Source organism: Methanosarcina sp. WH1 (genome assembly GCF_000970005.1).
Lineage (GTDB): Archaea > Halobacteriota > Methanosarcinia > Methanosarcinales > Methanosarcinaceae > Methanosarcina.
The window spans coordinates 1251786-1271656 of record NZ_CP009504.1 but is presented as its reverse complement, the minus strand read 5'-3'; the positions used below and the strand labels follow the sequence as shown (position 1 = coordinate 1271656).

The following is a 19871-nucleotide window of genomic DNA, read 5'->3' as shown; positions in this document are numbered from 1 at the left end:
TTATACTGTTTTTACCTCTTTTTCCAGCTTCTTTATCAGCTCCCTGAGCTGGATTGCGCGCTCAAAGTCCAGCCTGTCGGCAGCTTCCCTCATCTCCGTATCCAGTCCGATGATCACGTTGGGAATATCGGTCTTCGGGATATGCTTTGTGTCGGTAATATCCACTACTTTTTCCCTGATCGGTTTTCGAATGGTTGTCGGGACAATGCCGTGTTCTTTGTTGTAGGCGATCTGCATTTTGCGGCGGCGCTCCGTTTCGCTGACAGCTTTTTTGATGGAGTCGGTCATTTTGTCGGCGTAGAGGACGACCTTCGAACTCGAGTTTCGGGCTGCGCGGCCTATGATCTGGATGAGGCTCTTTGAGTCTCTGAGGAAACCTTCCTTATCTGCATCAAGAATCCCGATGAAGCCCACTTCGGGGATGTCAAGCCCTTCCCTTAGCAGGTTGATCCCTACAAGGACATCAAACCTGCCGAGGCGCAGTTCACGAATGATTTCAGTCCTTTCGATGGTCTTGATATCGGAGTGCAAGTAGCGGGCTTTGATCTCGTTTCTGGCAAGGTAATCGGTCAGTTCCTCGGCGAGCTTTTTGGTTAGGGTAGTCACGAGGGCACGGTCCCCCCTATCCACTATTTTTCGGATCTCCTGCATGACGTCCCTGACCTGTCCCTCGAGGGGGCGTACCTCAACCTCAGGGTCAACAAGGCCGGTAGGGCGGATAATCTGTTCCACGATCCGGAAGGACTGCTCTCGCTCATAGTCTGCAGGGGTTGCCGAGACGAAGATCACGTTTTTCATGTACTTTTCAAATTCGTCAAACTTCAGAGGCCTGTTATCAAATGCACTGGGGAGCCTGAAGCCGTAATCAATAAGGCTCTTTTTCCGTGAGCGGTCTCCGTTATACATCCCGTGCAGCTGGGGGATGGTCTGGTGGCTTTCGTCAATGACCAGAAGAAAATCATCAGGGAAATAGTCGATCAGGCAGAAAGGCTGTTCTCCGGGCTGCCTGTGGTCAAAGTGTCTTGAGTAGTTCTCAATACCTTTACAGCTGCCGGTTTCCCCTATCATTTCCATGTCATAAAGCGTGCGCTGCTTCAGCCGGTGAGACTCGAGCAGCCCGAGTTCAGGCAGGCGCTCTTCAAGCTCTTCAAGGATGGACTGGATTGCACTTTTCTGCTCCTCTTCAGGGATGACATAATGTCTTGCAGGATAGACGAAAAAATAGTCCATCTCTTCTTGTCGCTGCCCCGTCTGCTTGTCCAGTTCGGAAATCCTGTCTATCTCGTCCCCGAAGAGCTCGACCCGGATGATGTCATCGAAGTAACCGGGAATGATATCAATGGTGTCCCCTTTTACGCGAAAGCGCCCGGGCATGAGTTCCATATCGTTTCTTTCAAATTGAATATCGATAAGTTTCTCAAGGATTTCCTTTCTCTGAACCTTATCTCCAACCTTCAGTTCAAACCCCATCTTCTGGAAATTCTCAGGGTTTCCAAGCCCGTAGATGCAGGATACCGACGCCACCACAATCACGTCCTGGCGCGACATCAGGGAAGCTGTGGCTGCGAGGCGCATCTGTTCAATCTTAGGGTTTATCTGCGCATCTTTTTCAATATACTGGTCTTTGGCAGGAAGATAGGACTCGGGCTGGTAATAGTCATAATATGAGACAAAGTACTCAACGCGGTTTTCAGGAAAGAACTCCCTGAACTCATTATATAATTGGGCAGCCAGGGTCTTGTTATGGGCAATAACAAGAGTCGGCTTTTTGACCTGGTTAATGACATTTGCGACCGTATAGGTCTTTCCGGACCCGGTTACCCCCAGAAGGGTCTGACATCTTTCTTTCTTTTCCAGTCCCTCTACAAGCTGCCTGATAGCTTCTGGCTGGGATCCCTTCGGCTCAAAATCGGAAACGAGCTTGAACTGAGGGCTGTCCCAGTACCGTGCATCGTGTATTGTTTCGAACTTTTTTTCGGATAGTGCCTCGGGTGGCTGGCTGGAAGATTTCATGGAATCAAGACCTTCTTCTGTAAATGAAAATAATTGAAATTGTTAAGACTAATTGACATCACTAATTGAGGAGCCTGGCAAAGACAGATGATTACGATTTTGGGATCAATGATTTTTGCCTGAGCAGACGGTTGTAGTTGATTGCAAACCTGTGAGCCTCGTCCCGGATTTCCTGGACAAAGAGTGAGGCTTTTTCATCTTTTTTAATGGGGAGAGGGGATTTAAGCCCTGGCACATAAATTTCTTCTTCCCGCTTGGCAATGGAAATTATCGGAACCCTGAGCTTCAGTTTCCGGAGTTCCTGGAAAGCTGAAGATAATTGCCCTTTACCTCCATCTATAACAATTAAATCAGGCATGTCGTGTTTTTCTTTAAGCAGGCGGGAATAGCGCCTCCGCACAACTTCTGCAATGGAAGCGAAATCATCGATTCCCTCCACACTTTCTATTTTGAAGCGCCGGTAATTATGTTTATCAGGCCTGCCCCCCCTGAACTGCACCATAGAGCCGACCGTAGCTGTACCTGAGAGGTGGGAGATATCGAAGCATTCGATAACATTCGGAAGTTTTGGGAGGGAGAGTTTGTTCTGCAGAGCTTCGATTTTTTTTCTGTCCCCAAAAAATCCGATTTCAACATTCTTCAGGACAAGATCGAGAAGTTCTTTTTTCTCTCCCTGCTTCGGAACCGTAACCTTCACTTTCTTTCCCTTCACATGCGCCAGGAATTCTATAAGGGACTCTTCAAGAGGCTCGGGAACAATAAGTTCCTCAGGTGGATCATTCTCGGAATAATACTGTACCAGAAATTCTTCCAGAAACTCCTGCCCAAAGGCAAAGATGTAATCCTGCTTATCTTCCAGGATCCCTTTGTAAACCTTGAAAAGCATGAGATAAACAGTATCATCCCTGACAATGTAGTTCAGGATGTCCTCATCATGTTTCTTCTGCCTCTCCATATTTTGCTTTTCCTGGAGGCTTTCAAGGGCTGCAATCTCATCCCGGAGTTCCAGGGCCTGCTCAAACCGCTGCCTGGAAGCCAGCTCTTTCATTTCTATTTCCATTGACTCGATGAGTTCCCTGATGTTGCCCTTAAGGACAGAAATCGCCCTTTTTACCTTCTCTCCGTACTCCTCCATAGAAATGTTGCCTATACAGGGTCCGCTGCATACTCCTATGTGATAACGGAGGCAGGCACGCACAGGCATTTTTTTACAGGTCCTGAGCTGGAAGGTTTTTCTTACGACCTCGAAGATATAGTCCCTTTCCTTTGCAGAAACGAAAGGCCCGAAAAACTCTCCCTCTCCGGTATTCTTCCGAGAAATCCTGATCCTGGGAAATTTATCTCCGGTAAGGTGGATGCAGGCATATCGCTTCGAGTCCTTGAGGAGAATATTGTACCTGGGCCAGTGCTTCTTGATCAGGATATTCTCAAGGAGCAGGGCTTCAACCTCGGTATTTGTTACAATGAAGTCAAGACCCCTAGCAGCCTGCACAAGGCTCGCTGTTTTAGGGTCGTGGTCTTTTTTCTGGAAATAGCTGCTCACTCTTTTTTTAAGGTCCTTTGCCTTCCCCACGTAGAGCACAACCCCGTCTTCATCTTTAAAAAGGTAGCAGCCGGGCAGGTGTGGAAGAGCATCCAGATCAATCATTTTTGGGCCTCGTTGCGATCAAGTTTAGTTTACTCAAATCCGGTGTTCAGGTTTTAGTTTTGCAAGAATCCTTTCGTGGAAATTCTTTTGTGGAAATTCTTTTGTGGAAATTCTTTTGTGGAAATTCTTTTGTGGAAATTCTTTTGTGGAAATTCTTTTGTGGAAATTCTTTTGTGGAAATCCTTTTGAGGAAATCTTTACAGAAATTCTTCAAAGTGCCTGTCCTTCAGACGCTTTGTCTGCTCCGTCTTTGAATTCATCAGGCTCTTCTTCAAATTCTTCCTCAGATTTCTCTTCAGAGTCCCCTTCAGAATTTCCTTCGAATTCCTCATAATCGGCCTCATAAATCTTCCCCATCCTCAAAAACTGCCTCAACAGGCTGTGTTCCCGACTCCATATACGAGCTTCCTCTTGCTGAAAGCCTGGAGGCAAGGAAGTGCCCGGTATAGCTTTCCGGGATCAGGGCAATTTCTTCAGGCGTGCCTGTAGCAACAATCTCCCCACCTGCATTTCCGCCTTCGGGGCCGAGGTCGATTATATGGTCTGCAGACTTGATGACGTCCAGATTGTGTTCGATAACAACCACAGTGTTTCCTTTTGCAACAAGGCTGTTCAGGACTGAAATCAATTTTTTAACGTCATGGAAATGCAGCCCTGTTGTAGGCTCGTCAAGCAGATAAATGGTCTTTCCAGTACCCTTTTTAGATAATTCGCGGGTAAGCTTTATTCTCTGGGCTTCTCCGCCGGAAAGGGTCGTTGAACTCTGCCCGAGTTTGATATACCCAAGTCCTACGCGCGTGAGGGTATCAAGCTTGCCTTTGATTGCGGGAACGTTTTCAAAATGCTCTGCAGCCTCTTCCACGGTCATGTCCAGGACGTCGGAAATCGATTTGCCCCTGTATTTTACCTCGAGGGTTTCCCGGTTATAACGTGTGCCTTTGCATTCCTCACACTCAATGTAAACATCGGGCAGGAAGTTCATTTCAATCTTGATCAGCCCATCCCCCTGGCAGGCTTCACAGCGCCCTCCTTTTACGTTGAAAGAAAAGCGTCCGGCTTTGTACCCCCGGATTTTGGCTTCCTTTGTTTCGGCAAAAGCCTGTCTGATTGCATCAAAGACCTTGGTATAGGTCACAGGGTTCGAGCGGGGGGTCCTGCCTATGGGGCTCTGGTCGATAACAATTACCTTATCGAGCTCGGAGTCAAAAACAAGTTCATCATATTCCCCTGGTGTTACATTTGATTTGTTGATCTTTTTCATCAGGGCTTTGTAAAGAGTATCGTAGATAAGGGTAGATTTCCCGGAACCCGAAACCCCGGTAATTACCGTGAAAAGCCCTATGGGGATATTCACATCGATGTCCTTCAGGTTATTTGCCCGGCAGCCTTTCAACCGGACGAAGGCCTCACTCTGGCGGCGGAGAGCAGGAGGTTTAATCTGTTTTTCTCCTGAGAGGTACTTGCCTGTCAGAGAACCCGGATTTCTCTCGATTTCTGCGGGCGTCCCCTCAGCTACCACATAACCTCCATGTATCCCTGCACCCGGGCCTATATCAAGCACATAGTCCGCAGCCCGGATAGTATCCTCGTCATGCTCTACCACAATGAGAGTGTTCCCAAGGTCCCGGAGGGTTTGCAAAGTCTGGATAAGCCGCTCGTTGTCCCTCTGGTGCAGCCCTATGGAAGGCTCGTCAAGCACGTAGAGCACTCCCATGAGGTTTGAGCCGATCTGGGTTGCCAACCTGATCCTCTGGGCTTCCCCCCCGGAAAGGGTGCCTGCACTACGGGAAAGGGTCAGGTACCCAAGCCCCACATGCTCAAGGAAACCAAGCCGGGAACGAATCTCCTTCAGTACCTGTTTTGCGATTTCCTGCTCTTTTTCCGAAAGCGTGATGTTTTCAAAAAAACGGATACACTGGATAATGGAAAAGTCTGTTGTATCCACAATTGACTTTCCGGAGAGCTTAACTGCAAGGACCTTTTCTTTCAGACGCTTGCCTTCACATTTAGGGCAGGGGTGGACCTGCATGAACTTCTCGAGTTCTTTTCGCCGGTACTCGGACTTTGTCTGGTTATAAAGCCTCTCAGACTGTGGAAGAAGTCCTTCCCATATGCCTTTATGGGACCACTGGGCATCCCCGTTTTTCATGCTCATGCTGAACTGAATCCGATCATCTGAGCCGTACATGAGGGCAGAATATTGTTCTTCAGAAAGGGTATCAAGAGGGGTAAAGATGTCAAAACCGAAATGTTTTGCAACGGCTGCCAGGTGTTGGCTCCGGTAGCCGTCAAGGTAGTTTCTGTAAAGAGCAACGGCTCCGTCGGCAATGCACAGGCTTTTATCAGGAATTATGAGGTTAGGATCGAATTCCATCTTAATCCCAAGCCCGTTACAGGCTTCACATGCCCCGAAGGGACTATTGAAGGAAAACATTCTGGGCTGGAGTTCCTCAAAAGCCATTCCACAGACAGGGCAGGCCATGTTTGAAGAATAAAGGTGGTCTTTTCCTTCGGAATCGACGGCAATTAAGAGCCCTTCACCTTTCCTGAGGGCATTTTCGCAGGCTTCAACAAGCCTTGACCGGTCTTCGGTGGGGTCCTGGCGGTCAATTACCACTTCAATATCATGCTTTTTGTAGCGGTCAAGGGTAATCTCGTCGTCGGTCCTGTGAATTTCCCCGTTTACCCTGACCCGCGTGAAACCTTCGCTGTTCAGGTCCTTGAAAAGCTGCTGGTAAGTCCCTTTTTTCTGGCGGACGATGGGTGCGAGGATTGTAACCATTCCCTCGCATTCTCTGCTGAGGCTGTCCGCGATCCTTTCCGGAGACTGGGACTCTATTTTTATGTCATGAATAGGACAATAGGGGGTCCCTACCCTTGCAAAAAGAAGCCTGAGGTAGTCATAGATTTCAGTGACAGTTCCCACCGTACTCCGGGGGTTTTTAGAAGTTGTTTTCTGCTCTATAGAGATTGCCGGAGACAGTCCTTCAATACTGTCCACGTCCGGCTTGTTCATAAGCCCGAGGAACTGCCGCGCATAAGCAGAGAGGGACTCCACATAGCGCCGCTGCCCCTCGGCATAGATAGTATCAAAGGCAAGGGTAGATTTCCCCGAGCCCGAGACGCCGGTGATAACGATGAATTTGTCCCGCGGGAGCTCCACAGTGATATCTTTCAGGTTGTGTTCCCGTGCCCCTTTAACGATGATATTTTTCATTTTTTTTCTCTCGGGTTTTTCTCATTAATTGGATGAGTAAAGTAAGGATTTAAAAACTTTGAGTTAAGACTTTTAAGGTTAAGATCAAAATAATCTGAAACAAGAAGCAAAATCATTTTTGAAGAACTTCTCATCACTTTTTCTCTTCACGTTTTCTCTTCACGTTTTCTCTTCACATTTTCTCTTCACATTTTCTCTTCACATTTTCTCTTCACTTTTTCTCTTCACTTTTTCTCATCACATTTCAGATAATGTGTTCAGGCAGATAATTCCACGTATTATTATAAATAAGTAGTTATAAATGATCCGCGCCAGCTGTCCGGAATTCTTCCCTGAGGAATATGTCCGATTTTTTCAACACATATAGCAAAACGCCGATTTTTTATTAATAAAGTTATATAGCGGACTGAAAGTATTAATCAATCATCTTTTCAATTACTTCCTGGAAGAATGAAACGTCCCGTAATGAATTAATCGATTTTTGTATTTTTGCCTTTTAAACGGCTCAACCGGATACTTTCACTTTCCTGCTAACCTGCAGGAATTTTTCTGAAGCCAAAATTCTGGTCGTCCCCAGCTAAATGATTGATATTCCGGGAGTCAGGTTAAGGTTTAAGGGGGTAAGTTTTAAGGCAAAGGGGTCAAAACTGACATTCAACAGATGCGTCGATTCTTGCTGGAAATAAAGAACTGTCTTAAAATTCAAAATTATATAACCTTTTCATCACCCTTATTTTTAAGCTTTTATCAATTTAAACGACTATTTAATTGAATTATAGAGAAATAATCTTTTAAATAAAAAAATAAAGCTTTATATAGCTTTGAATAAGTATTACACTTATTATTTAATCCCCTGAAAATAAGTGTATTTATATGTTAATTTGTCCTGTTATTATTCGGGAGTGTGGGGTACCACATTGAATGTCCAACAACCTTGTTTTATGTGAAGTTATATAGTGGACTGAAAGTATTAATCAATCAATCAATCAATCAATCAATCAATCAACCAATCAATCAACCAATCATTTTTTCAATTCCTTCCTGAGAGGATGAAACGCCCCGTAATGAATTAATCAATTTTTTTATTTTTGCCTTTTAAATGGCTCAATCGAATACTTTCACTTTCCTGTTGACCTGCAGGAATTATTCTGAAGCCAAAATTCTGGTCGTCCCCGGCTACATAGTTGATATTACGGGGTCAGACTTCCCGGCGCGGATAATGATTTCATTTTTATCTACTGTACGCAGGCGGGTTCAAGCGGGGCGGGGTGTGACGCGTGAAAAGAAAGAACGAGAGATGCAATTTACGGGCATTCAGGAATAATAAAAACTAATTAAACAGGGAGCGCATGGGATAAAACCTGAAGGAAAATTGTCTCTACCACTGGCTGAAACCTCAAAACCCTATTTTTATAATTCGGCGCGGCTTTGAGTCAATCGAGTCTTGGAGTGGGATTTGAGGTTTTTAGGAGAGTAGTAAGAAGAATAGGAAGTTAACATTAACCTGCTTCCAGAGAATAAAAGAGTAGAATTTAACACCGATTTTCGTCAAGTGTTTATGTCTCGTAATTGAACCATGCTCAAGATATCCAGTCAAATCGAAGTCTCTTGTTGAGTTAGGATCCACCGCGAAATAACATAGGCAACTTTTTAGACTGTACTCAACCATTTTCACAAGCAAGCTCCTCTATTAAATCCCAAAATAATTATGCGTTACCTAGGTTATTTCGTTGCGGGCACTTAATGACCACTCTTCTCCCCACCATCCCCCTCAAGCAGCCAGTACCATAAAGGCACATACCTGATCTTCTTTCCATCAACACCCTCCTCGTCAAAAACGTCCGATGTGATGATAGTCCCCTCTTTCATTTTGAAGTTCTTCATCCCTGCAAGCAGTCCATTCACTTCGCGTTCTTTTGTTTTCGGGTCGGACAAATCCGAGCATACCTGTATCAATCGGGAGGGCTCAAGTCCTTCCTTTGTTACAAAATCAACCTCGATGCCCTTCTGATCCTGCCAGTAGTAGATCTCGCTTCCTGAGCGTAAAAGCTGGATGAAAACAAGGTTCTCGTATAATCTCCCGGTATCGGAGGACAGTTTGAAGGAAACGGCATTGATCATGCCTGTATCGATACAATATAATTTCCTGGGTTTGTTCATCTGTTGTTTTAGCGATTCATCGTAATGGCTGACGCTGAAAAGCAGGAATGCATCCTCTAAGTATGCAATATAATTGATTATTGAATCCGTGCTGAGGGAGGAATAACTGGCAAACAGCCTTCTTAGGGAGTTGTAGGTATGCGGTTTTGCAATATTCGATATGCAGAATAGCGCCAGGTCCTTGAATATCAGGGGATTGCGTATGCTGTATCTTGAAATGATATCCCGGTAGATGATGTCGTCAAAATATGACTGTAATGTTTCCCGGTGCTGCACTGACGGATATACTATGGTTTCGGGGAATCCTCCTTTTTCCAGGTATTCGTTGAATCTGCGCTTGACAACCGGCTTGTCTTCCGAGTAAGGGAGTGTTTTCAAATCAAAGGTTATTGAATGATAATCCAGGAATTCCGCAAAACTGAAAGGGAACATCCTGGTGCTCAGATGCCTGCCTGTTAATAAGGTGGAAATCTCCTGTGAAAGCAGGGATGCATTCGAGCCGCTTATTACCATTTTCACATTCTGTTTTCTATCGTAGATGCCTTTAACCCACCGTTCCCATGACTGGAAGTTCTGGATTTCATCAAGGAAAAGATACAAACGGTCTCCTGCGGATACCTCCTGAATTTCCCTGAAAGTTTCTACCAGCAGCTGCAGTTCATCCCCATTTAACGGCTGCAAGCGGTCATCATCAAGATTCAGGTACAATATATTGCTCTTTGGCACGCCACCCTCAACCAATTCCGATATCAGTTGATACATATAGTATGTTTTGCCGCATCTCCTCACACCCACTATGTCATTTACATGCGGAGCATCTATGTTTGCCTCATACCTGCGTTTCTGCAATGGTGGTAATACTCTTCCCTGCCACTCGATAATGGCACTTTTCAGTTTCTCCCTCGTATCCACAAAGAATAATCAGGAATTTCTTATTTATATACTTATCTAGTATAATCGATAAAATTTGCTTATTTTGTCGTGTATAGACGATAAAGTTATGAAATTACATTTTAGATGTAAGTAGCGAGAGATAAATATGGAATCCAGCTACCTTGTTGATATTCGAAGGGTCAGACTTCCCGGCGCGGTTAATGATTTTTTTGATCTACTGTACGCAGGCGGGATCAAGCGAAGCGTGGCGCGTGGAAAGAAAGGATGGGAAATGCAATTTACGGGCATTCATGAATAATACCAACCAATTAACCAGGGAGTGCCCAACTTTTCCTTAAAATTATCAGTTACAGGCAGATAATATTTCTTATGTTTGTACTTCTCATTGAAAAGTGGTTGAAACGGAAATTAAGGGTTAGGAAAGTAGTGGAGTGTCTGAGGTTAATGGGGTGGATAAAAAGAGGGAAGATTGGCTAAATACCATACTTGTGTAGTAGTCTATTTATACATCTTAACTATACGAGTAGAGTATGAAACAATACAAAACTTTCAGACTTTCTAACAGTGTATTTTCAGACCTGAAAGCTTTGCAAAAAGATGGTGAATCGATTCCAGATACCATCAGAAGAATGAATAAAGATTACTCGGATTGTGCTGAAGAAATTCAATATAGATATTCAAGAGATATATTGAATGATGGGTCATTTACTCAGTATATTTCTATCACTGCATGTGATAACAGCAGGTACGGTTCACGATATACTGAATATTTCATGAAAATGGGAGAAGACCAGAATGACCTTGTTAGGCTCCCAAGAGACGTTCTCGACGAAATCAACTGGTTGCCACAACACCCGGACGAGATATTCAATACTACTATGTTCACATTGATATCTATTGAGAAGGCTTTAATGGAATGGAATGAAGAAGACAAAAAATAAAACTAACATTATATCTCTTTGTTAAAATTCCTTAACCTTTTTGTTTACTGACTCACAGCCCAACCCACTGCATTACTTTGCTTTCTAATTTCAATGGGGTAGCAGAAAATAAAAAATGTTCAATAATCTTCCCATGTGGATGACATACTCCCCCAATCAGCTTTTACCAGGTCCACAAGCGCTTGAAAAGAAAACTCCCCTATCTTGTGCCTACTACAATATAATTCAAGGACATCACGATTTAAATCTATCAAATACGCATATGCGATAAAGCCGGTAGGTTCTCCTAATGAATACTCTCGATTTTCTGGAATGATTGGCAGTCCAAAAAGAATTACGTACTCAAAACATGCCATCGGATCAAATGAAAATTGAGTATGCCAATCTTCGTTATACTTCAAAGACTCTAAAATTTCCGGGTCTCTGATTAATTTTTCAGCTTGCTCTGTAGTCGGGTTATCTGTCTCATCAACCCACTCAACTTTTCTAATATTTTCCTTAAAGATCTTCATTCGTAAAGAGTCACTCTGAAGTCCCCTTACAAATGATACAACTTCTGCCCCCAATCCTTCAGGACCACAATCATGCGACTGATAACATAAATGAAGTTCGGAATCAAACCTAACTCCGACTAATCCGTTAGTTAACACTTTTCATTTCTCCTCTGAGGGAAAACTGAGCATTCCAGGCAAGTCCATATTAAATTTGAATTTTCCAGAACCTGAGGTTTCAAGAATCTGTTGTTTTACATAATACAGTGCATTCAGAAGGCTGCCACTGTCTTCAGAGTTCATATCTCCGGCATAGGGATGGATATTTTCTTCAAGGGCATCCAGAAGTTGTGGACCAATATCGTTTAAGAAGTAAGTATCCAGGACCAGAAGGCTTGAAATCTGCTCGTAAAAACCTGCAAGTTCCCGAAGCCAGTCCGGGACCCCGTAATGTGTTTCATATTTCTGCCTGTTCAGGAAAACAAGGTAACTGGATACAGTATTTATAAGAGTCTCAGTTAGCCTGTTATCCGGAAATACGATTGGGAAACGTCTTATGACTGTAGGAGCTGTATAATCTGAGAAGATCATTTCAGACTTACACACCGCAGGAAAGAGCCTGGCAATCGGACTGTTCAAAACTGCAGTAACATAAGGATACTTACTCGGGTCTTTGAGAACAATCCCGCAGCCGTCCCCAAACACAGAATTCCCAACAGCATCGTATGCAGCCTGCAGATGATAGCCTTCAGTTGCAATAATCTTAGGAGTGTTAAAATACTCCAGAAGTTTATTTCCTTTTATACTATAGTCTGCAGAGTTAAGAGGGGAGATATCGTGACGAAACTGATTTTTGAATTCCAGAATTCTCCTGTAAGCCATGGGGAACCTTGTCTCCAGCTCTTCAGGGGGAACTACATTGTATTCTTTCTTTTTATCCCCCTCGGAAAGCTCATAAGGCAGCATAAAGCGGTAAGGTGAAGAGCACGCAAATTTTTCAGAAAATGCTCCCGATATATACGGATAGACAATTTCAGGTTCTGAAAATACAGGTTTACAAAGGCCTTCGCAAAGATAATATGAATCTGAACCGCTTTCCTCAGGAAGGATAAGCCTATGCATCAGAATGTTTTTTGTACTTACACCTTCAAAAATGCTTTCGGAGACATCTTCAAGTGTAACTGGAATCTCACAAATTTTTTCTACTATTTTGTTTTCTTTGAGTAACATTTAATTTTCACTTCTGAAGTACATCGAGAATTTTGTTTCTCTGGTGTTTTTTATTTTCAGGACTTAGTTACGAGGATAGACATATCAATCGATGGCAATCTCAGGATTTCGGACTTTTAGACCCCCATTAAAAAACTATAATATCCCGGCCTGAAATATGTAGTATTATATTATTATATGCACACAATAGTAAAACAATATAGTATATAACTGTATTTATAAACATAAATCATGATAAATACCATGGGTTGTGTTCATAAGTTACTGATTTAATCTGACAAAACAGGCACATCTGCCTTCTTTGCCCGAATTTGAAAAACACTTTTCAGTTTGTGGTTTTCAGTAACTGACCCTCATGACCGATTTATTGAACACAAAAGTGTACAAAAGAAGGTGAAAGGATTTACCTTTTATCTGTTGTTTTTCATATTTAACCTTGTATTATTCAGGAGAAATGCCACCATTGCCACTGCTGCTGCGTCCTCTGCTGCTGTGGCTGCTTCTCCACCTGAGTTACTATCGTCGTCAGAGTTGCTTTTCAGAAGAGGGACACGACCACTCGTAGCACTGGCGTTGAAGTTTGGAACAGGAAGCACTGATTGTGCAGGGATAGAACTTATAAACTGCCCAAAGGCTACGGTTTATGTTACATCGGGAGCGCAGAGGGTCACGGTGTGCCAAGAAAGCTCATTTATGTAGAGTTATTGATGCACGAAATGTGCTATGCTACAGAAGAGATGAGGATTGGCCCCTCGGATTCGCATTACAGGATGTGATTCCAAACCACTCATAAGCTGCTTTGGTCAAAAGCCACGGTAGTGAACGTTATGGGAAAAGGCGAGGCTGTGACTTCGTCAGGTGCGTGCTAGGGAGCTGAATGAAACTGAACCAGTGTTGACGTATCGAAAATGCGATGATGCCATCAAAACCAGGTGTCGTGACTAACCTGGGATGAGTCTGGAATATACCCTGTTTATTGACCAGACGGTGACCGGTATATAGCTGGCAGGAACCTGGCACAGGCTTCTCTGTGGAACTTGGGAACCTGCACATTGATGTTAAGAGAAAACTCCAAGCGGTGGACCCGCAAGGACTAAAGTATCGATGTGCAGGGGCGGAACAATTCGTAGTAGTGATGAAGTGCCTGTAATGGTCATGGAGCGAAGGGATTGTATTATCCGGTTTTGAACTGCGGTCAACCTTAGCAACAAGGGAGGAAACAATGGACAAAACAGGTTCTTAAGGCTGGATAATGGGGGCCGGATGAGGTGAGAGTCTCAAGTCCGGTTCTGAAAGGGCCTGGGGGTGAAATTCCTCCGGGCTACTTACCAATACCCCTTACCTTTACAGGCTGTCAGACAATTCAATTTCAGGATAAAAAGATGGTAAAAAAGGCATTTAAGGTTTTTAAATTGGAGATTTTGACATCGTAGTGGCACTAACTGGTCGTCGTTCTTATTCTCGTGCCTGGGTTTTGCAGGAGCAGTCCATTGCTCCTGCCGATGCCAACCGATCAATGGTTAGTTATAATTCAATGCACAGACGAAAGGTGTTTAATAGTTTTTGTGCCTGGATTTCTGACCTTTTCTGGAGGGGTTGTTCATCCGATTTACCGGCTTTGGCAATCTTATTTCTGGTCTTACAATTGCAATTTTCTTCAGAGCAGGTAGTACCTGTTCCTTAATATTCACATCATTGTCTTTCAGCACACTCATGAAATTAGCATGGTCATTTTTAGAAAGGATATTTATCGCTTTTCCTTCTGTTCCTGCTCGTGCGGTTCTTCCAATCCTGTGAATATACTGTTTACTCTCCCTGGGAATATCATAATTGTAAACATGGGAAACACCCTTTATATCAAGTCCTCTTCCGGCTACATCTGTGCATACAAGGACACCTATGTTCCCGGAATGGAACTTTTCCATTATGCGAGTTCGTTCGTTCTGTGTCAATCCGCCATGAATCGCCACGGCATTGATACTTGATTTCCTCAGGTTTTTCGCGACTTTGTCAGTGTTTCTTTTTGTGTTGCAGAAAACCATCCCGAGGTTTGACTTCTCATTTTGTAGAAGGTACACGAGCAGAGATAACTTCATGTCATCCTGTACTTTATAAACGACCTGATTCAATTTTTGCGGGTCGATATAAGATTCTAATGATACTCGAACAGGGTTTTTCATGTACTTGCGGGAAAGCTGGACAATATCTTTTGTAATGGTCGCAGAGAACAAAAGGGTCTGCCTGTTTTGAGGACATTCCTTGATAATTTTTTCTACATCTACTTTGAATCCCAGATCAAACATATGGTCTGCCTCATCAATGACAAGGGTTTTCACATTATTGAGTTTGATGGTATTTCTGCTGATATGATCGAGTAGCCTACCGGGCGTCCCCACAACAACCTCGGCATTTTTTAATTCTTTAATTTGTGGATTGATCCCTACACCGCCATAGATAGATGCGATATTTAACGGGTCGTATTTTGAGAATTTCCTGAAAGAATTTGCCACCTGCTCCGCCAGTTCTCTTGTTGGGGTCAGGATCAAAGCCTGAATTCCTTTTCCTTTTTCGGAATTTTGCAATATGCCGGAAGCAAACGAGAGTGTTTTTCCGGAACCTGTTGCGGCTCCACCTATAACATCTTCCCCAGCAAGTATTAGGGGAATTGATTTTTCCTGTATTGCTGTAGGGCTTTCAAAGCCATGTTCATCTATTGATTTCAAAACAGCATTACTGAGACCTAGTTTTTTAAAATTATTCATAGTTAGACTTTCCCTTATTTGTCTGAAAAAGCTACTTAATTGCTTTTTCATATTCATATATTTAAGATATTTTAAAAACAATTAAGAGCTATAAACACAACTTCAGAAAAGTTAAGATTAATTTACTGCTTAAAAGTTAGTAATCGCTTATAACGGCGATCTCTCCCTTATACTTTTGCCTATTTTGATGATGTGATTACCTGGTATTCGTATCTTCTTTAAATTCGATGGAGAATTTTCCAACCGGCAAAACATGTATCAATTTTATCATATAGTTGTAAGCTTAATATGGTTCTTGGGTATGTTTTTCAGATACATATAAATTTTTAGACAGTTCACACATGAGTGAAATTTACTTTTTCCCATACATTTTGAAGAAGATACGTTTTTAAGGTTAGAGGGGTCAAAGCTGACGTTCCACATATGCGCCTATTCCTGCTGGAAACAATCAACTGTCATAATATATATAAATATAATAACCTCCTCATAATCCTTATTTTTAAACTTGTAACAATTGTGACCGTTTTTTAATTAATTTATATTGTTGTAATCTTTTAGATCCAAAAATAAAGCTTTATAAAGCTTTAAAGTTGTATTGCCATTTTCATATAATATCAAGAATATAAGTATGTTTATATGTTAACTCTCCCCATTATTTTTGACTAAGAGTGTTCCCGGATCAAACTTAGAATAAAAAATAGGAGAATAAAAATGAAAAATAGAAAGTCTATCTGGAAAATAACATTATCTGTTTTCACCGTATTAATGGCATTAACTTTATTGTCTACAGCAGCCTCTGCATCATTTACTATATACAAAACTCCCCTTGGTGCAGGAACTCCTCCAGCAACACAACGTCTAACCGGCGGAGGTAATTACATTGATTATACAGCAGTAGCCGCTTCGAGCACTGATCCACGAGTGGTACAATTTAAGGACCTATCAAAAGGTACAGAGACATATATCAGATGGGACTTTGGAGATGGAACTTCTCTCTCAGGAACAAAAATTACTCCAGCACTAAAAAATCCGGTACACAAGTTTCCAAAGACTGGCTATTATATTAGTGGTCTGACTATCAGGTGCACTGGTTATAATGGTTTGTTGTGGGTTCATAAGACACTTATTATTAAAGCGTAAACCTATTGTTCAATAAATATTAAAAAAGTAAGTATTTTACTTACTATTCCAATTTTTGAACATCGTGTTTGTATTTAATCTCTGTAATGATTGCCCCAACAAATATCTTCCAAAAAACCGGATTTTGTTAGTACTGAATCTGGGGGTCAATGGGTTGATTCTCAAGAATGCAAGTAAATAATTTAATCCTTTACTTGCATCAAAATAACGTGTGGAGAAATGTTGAGTTTATAATGTTAACATGATATTAGTTTTCATGATATTAGTTTTTGAGATCGGCTCCTTTTTTATGCAAAGTCCGTTCAGTTCATTGCCCGAGGCGTTCGTAACATCCCCGACAACCACACGGTCGAATTGACGCATATATATCAATGTGGCACAAATGTCGCAGGGGCTAAGTGTTGTAAAAATTGTGGTATCGCTGAAGTCCTGCCGTCCCGCATCACGTATGGCCGAAGTTTCCCCGTGGTTGTAAGGGTCATTGTCCTGCACAAGCGTATTATGCCCTTTGCCGACAATCCGGCGCGTATTGTTATCGATGATGACGCCCCCGATAGGACAGCCTCCCTCATCATAGCTTTTTTGCGCAAGTAAAACTGCTATATGCATAATATTGCAGTCGCTCAGTTTAACGAAGAATTCATCTTCAACTATTGAAGGAAGACTTTTCGTGGGCAAATGGGCAATGACATTAAGCACCTCTTCCGTAACAGGCGTATCTTTTGTAATGAAGTGTTTCATAGGCTCTCCTTTTCAAATCACTCTAGCATTATTTTAGGTATCAATAAAACATTTAATATTGCTTAGTTGCATGTTTGCCATATCAATATACGTTAACAATTTTAAAGTAAATTCTTATTGGCAATTAGAAATTTTTTAGATAGATATTGAATACTCATGGTTAAATCGTTTTCTTTTATTTTAAGATAAAAAAGAAGTCAAAATTGTATGGAACGGATAAATAGTGAAGTATGAAATCAGGGTATGCTTTGCTTTCTGAATTAAGGCAGACCTGCAAAAGAGCGACGAACTAATGCCCGGCTAAAGTAGATATTTTCGCTTTTAGAGAAGAAATTCAGTTTACAGTATTAAACAATTTTTCTGAGACGATCACCTGAAACTGTAACAGCAGATCAGAATCCAGAAAACCTATGTATAATTTTTTTAAATTACTGTTTTTTTTCACAGTCAGGTATCCTTACTCAGTATCCCTGTCTCCTGACTATCAGTTCATTTTCACTCAAAATAATTGCGAAATAAGCTCTTTCAGTTCCCATACAAGGAATCCATCACCTTCCAGGTGTTCTCTGCCTTTGACCTTTCTGGCCACTATCCCTACATTCAATTTTTGACCAGATATTCCTCTTACTAATTTTGTTTTATCGAGTGTTAACTCCAGGATCTCTCTGGCCTCGCTCTCACCCAGTTCTTTATTTTTGACCTCAATTGCCAGGGCTTTTCCTCCCTGGTGATCTACTCCAAGAATATCAATCTCATCCCCCTTCCGGTTCCACCAGCTCCCAAGCTCTGGATAATCGCTGATCAGCTTTTCAACCAGCAGTTCACGAACAATATCCTCGAATATCTTGCCTGTGTAACTCTGCCATTCCTTCCGGACCTTTTCCAGCATGGGAGAATAATTGCCTGCCATATACTGGCTGTACACAGGATATACGAAGCGTCCATAGAACCTGAAGAAATTATCCTTTAAGAAATACCGTCCTCTCTTGCTTTTTTCAGGATTGTCCATGACAGGTATTCGGTGTTCCACTACTCCCAGCAGGTCTATGAGATCGTAAAAATAAGATGACAATGAGCTCGAAGAAACATGTGTCATATCTGAGATCTCACTCATCGAGCATCTTCCCTGTGATATCGCTGAGATTATCTCGTAATATGTGGAGTGCTCCTTCCCAAATTCCTCTATCAGAATGTCCCTCACTTCATTTTTAAGCGGTGCAAACTCACTGAAGATCAGCTTTTCAAGGGCATCATCAAATCCTGTGCACTGATACTTTTCAAACAGGCGATAGTAATATACTGTCCCTCCGAAAAGGAAGTATAGATTCAGTTTTTCTTCCGGATCTTTTATACCCATGCCATCGAGCATCTCAAATGTCTCAAGAACCGTAAAGGGTTTTATAGTCAGAATATCATCGGCACGTTTGAAGAGTGGAGCCTGTTCCTCAATGAATATTTTTCTTATCATGCCAATTGAAGATCCGGACACGATAAGAAAGACTCTGCAATTGTCCGGCTTCATGTCCCAGTATCGCTGCAGCTGAGTAATGAAAGATGGGTACACTTTCCGGAACCTCTGGAATTCATCGATCGCTATTATCAGGTCCCTGTCATAAGAGGTGATGAATTTGAGGAAATTCTCCGGTTCATCGACTTTTATGTAATCCGGCAGGTCCAGTTTATCTTTTAAAAGCCGGTCGAACTCGTCCATCAGAATGTCTATGCTCTTGTTGCTGTCAACGAAAAGATAAAGTGCTTTCCTGTTCCCTGTGAACTGCTTGATCAGCTCGGTTTTTCCTACCCTTCTCTTTCCGGTTATGACAAGAAAAGAGGGTTTCCCCTGGTCGAGCAGTTCCATAAGTTCAAGCTCTTTCTGCCGGTTGTAGAATTGCATAATGATTATTTTTGTAATCATTATATTTATAATCATTCTTTTGGGATTTGGAGTCATTTAAAGCTCAAAGAAAATTCGTCCACTGCTTTTCCAGAAAAAACGTTTTCGATAGGAGCAAACGGGGTTGTATATGATTTCCAGGTCGAAAGAGTTGTCCAAAACATATTCTTCTTCAGCCATTGTTACAGGCGATTTTATCTAAAGCCTGCAGGAGCCAGGAAGATTGTTAATGAGTTTTCCAATATGCTGAATAAAAAAGTAAATTACCAGGGAAAAGAAAGCACCTGGGGTTATTTTATCTTTCTTAAGGTAATAAAATTAGCTCATTACCTTACAAGCAAAAAGGAAAAACTGGATTTCATTAAGCCTGAATATGAAATTGAGAGAATTGATCCTTATGACATAAGGCAAAAGATTCTCAATATTTCTTATGTTGATTGGAAACAGTTGGGGTTTTCTAAAGGTACTTTGCATTATATGAAACAAAATGCCAAGTCAGATAAACCGTTTAGTCTTAATGCTCATGTACTGGAAAGGGTGAGTAAGTGGGAATCTTTGGTTTCAGGTCAAAAGTAAAAATGTGTATACTTTTACTGTAAAATGTAAAAAATGTAAATTTCACAGGTAAAAGAGTAAAACGGTATCAAGAGAAATTGTAAATTTTACAGTAAAATTGTAAACCGGTGTCAAAAGAAATTGTAAAATTTACAGTAAAATAGTAAAACAGCATCAAGAGAAAC

General features: G+C 42.1%; 15 protein-coding genes. 4 read left to right on the top strand and 11 right to left on the bottom strand.

Features of this window, described 5'->3' with window-relative positions; translation table 11 throughout:
* The 5 genes from uvrB to MSWH1_RS05690 form a co-directional block, all read right to left on the bottom strand.
* The gene (gene uvrB / locus MSWH1_RS05705; RefSeq protein WP_048126852.1) at positions 1 to 2013 is read right to left on the bottom strand and encodes an excinuclease ABC subunit UvrB; all 2013 of its coding nucleotides are present in this window, start codon (positions 2011 to 2013) and stop codon (positions 1 to 3) included.
* Between the two features lie 91 nt (positions 2014 to 2104).
* Positions 2105 to 3661 (bottom strand): excinuclease ABC subunit UvrC, encoded by a 1557-nt coding sequence (gene uvrC / locus MSWH1_RS05700; RefSeq protein WP_048126850.1) that lies wholly within the window; start codon positions 3659 to 3661, stop codon positions 2105 to 2107.
* Positions 3662 to 3871: 210 nt separating this feature from the next.
* Positions 3872 to 4018 carry a hypothetical protein gene (locus MSWH1_RS19890; protein WP_231585611.1) on the bottom strand — a complete coding sequence of 49 codons (147 nt, stop codon included), beginning with the start codon at positions 4016 to 4018 and terminating at the stop codon, positions 3872 to 3874.
* Positions 4002 to 6878 (bottom strand): excinuclease ABC subunit UvrA, encoded by a 2877-nt coding sequence (gene uvrA / locus MSWH1_RS05695; RefSeq protein ID WP_048126848.1) that lies wholly within the window; start codon positions 6876 to 6878, stop codon positions 4002 to 4004. Before uvrA ends, MSWH1_RS19890 begins: the two co-directional genes overlap by 17 nt.
* 1740 nt (positions 6879 to 8618) lie before the next feature.
* A complete protein-coding gene (locus MSWH1_RS05690; RefSeq protein WP_048126846.1) occupies positions 8619 to 9950 on the bottom strand; it encodes an ATP-binding protein in 1332 nt (443 codons plus the stop codon).
* Positions 9951 to 10077: 127 nt separating this feature from the next.
* Between MSWH1_RS05690 and MSWH1_RS18845 the strand changes: the two genes are divergently transcribed.
* Together MSWH1_RS18845 and MSWH1_RS05685 are read left to right on the top strand one after the other, a co-directional pair.
* On the top strand, positions 10078 to 10230 hold the full coding sequence (locus tag MSWH1_RS18845) for a hypothetical protein (RefSeq protein ID WP_156148081.1): 153 nt from the start codon (positions 10078 to 10080) through the stop codon (positions 10228 to 10230).
* Positions 10231 to 10462: 232 nt separating this feature from the next.
* Positions 10463 to 10873 (top strand): hypothetical protein, encoded by a 411-nt coding sequence (locus MSWH1_RS05685; RefSeq protein ID WP_048126844.1) that lies wholly within the window; start codon positions 10463 to 10465, stop codon positions 10871 to 10873.
* Between the two features lie 119 nt (positions 10874 to 10992).
* On the opposite strand, the gene MSWH1_RS05680 is transcribed toward MSWH1_RS05685, so the two are convergent.
* From MSWH1_RS05680 to MSWH1_RS05665, 4 genes are all read right to left on the bottom strand, one after another.
* A complete protein-coding gene (locus MSWH1_RS05680) occupies positions 10993 to 11523 on the bottom strand; it encodes a hypothetical protein (RefSeq protein WP_048126842.1) in 531 nt (176 codons plus the stop codon).
* A gap of 3 nt (positions 11524 to 11526) precedes the next feature.
* Positions 11527 to 12594, bottom strand: a complete 1068-nt coding sequence (locus MSWH1_RS05675; RefSeq protein WP_048126841.1) for a hypothetical protein — start codon at positions 12592 to 12594, stop codon at positions 11527 to 11529.
* Between the two features lie 410 nt (positions 12595 to 13004).
* Complete coding sequence (locus MSWH1_RS05670) at positions 13005 to 13190, bottom strand: hypothetical protein (protein WP_048126839.1); 186 nt, start codon at positions 13188 to 13190, stop codon at positions 13005 to 13007.
* Between the two features lie 957 nt (positions 13191 to 14147).
* Complete coding sequence (locus MSWH1_RS05665) at positions 14148 to 15356, bottom strand: DEAD/DEAH box helicase (protein ID WP_048126838.1); 1209 nt, start codon at positions 15354 to 15356, stop codon at positions 14148 to 14150.
* 711 nt (positions 15357 to 16067) lie between these two features.
* Here MSWH1_RS05665 and MSWH1_RS05660 point away from each other — a divergent pair.
* Entirely contained in the window at positions 16068 to 16496 is a 429-nt protein-coding gene (locus MSWH1_RS05660) for a PKD domain-containing protein (RefSeq protein ID WP_048126836.1), read from the top strand.
* A 228-nt stretch (positions 16497 to 16724) separates the two neighbouring features.
* Here the strand turns inward: MSWH1_RS05660 and MSWH1_RS05655 are convergent, their stop codons facing one another.
* Positions 16725 to 17174 carry a nucleoside deaminase gene (locus MSWH1_RS05655; protein ID WP_231585610.1) on the bottom strand — a complete coding sequence of 150 codons (450 nt, stop codon included), beginning with the start codon at positions 17172 to 17174 and terminating at the stop codon, positions 16725 to 16727.
* A gap of 562 nt (positions 17175 to 17736) precedes the next feature.
* Positions 17737 to 19152: an ATP-binding protein gene (locus tag MSWH1_RS05650; protein WP_231591906.1), complete on the bottom strand. Its 1416-nt coding sequence runs from the start codon at positions 19150 to 19152 to the stop codon at positions 17737 to 17739.
* A gap of 222 nt (positions 19153 to 19374) precedes the next feature.
* Between MSWH1_RS05650 and MSWH1_RS05645 the strand changes: the two genes are divergently transcribed.
* Positions 19375 to 19707 (top strand): hypothetical protein, encoded by a 333-nt coding sequence (locus MSWH1_RS05645; protein ID WP_048126831.1) that lies wholly within the window; start codon positions 19375 to 19377, stop codon positions 19705 to 19707.
* Positions 19708 to 19871 lie beyond the last annotated feature (164 nt).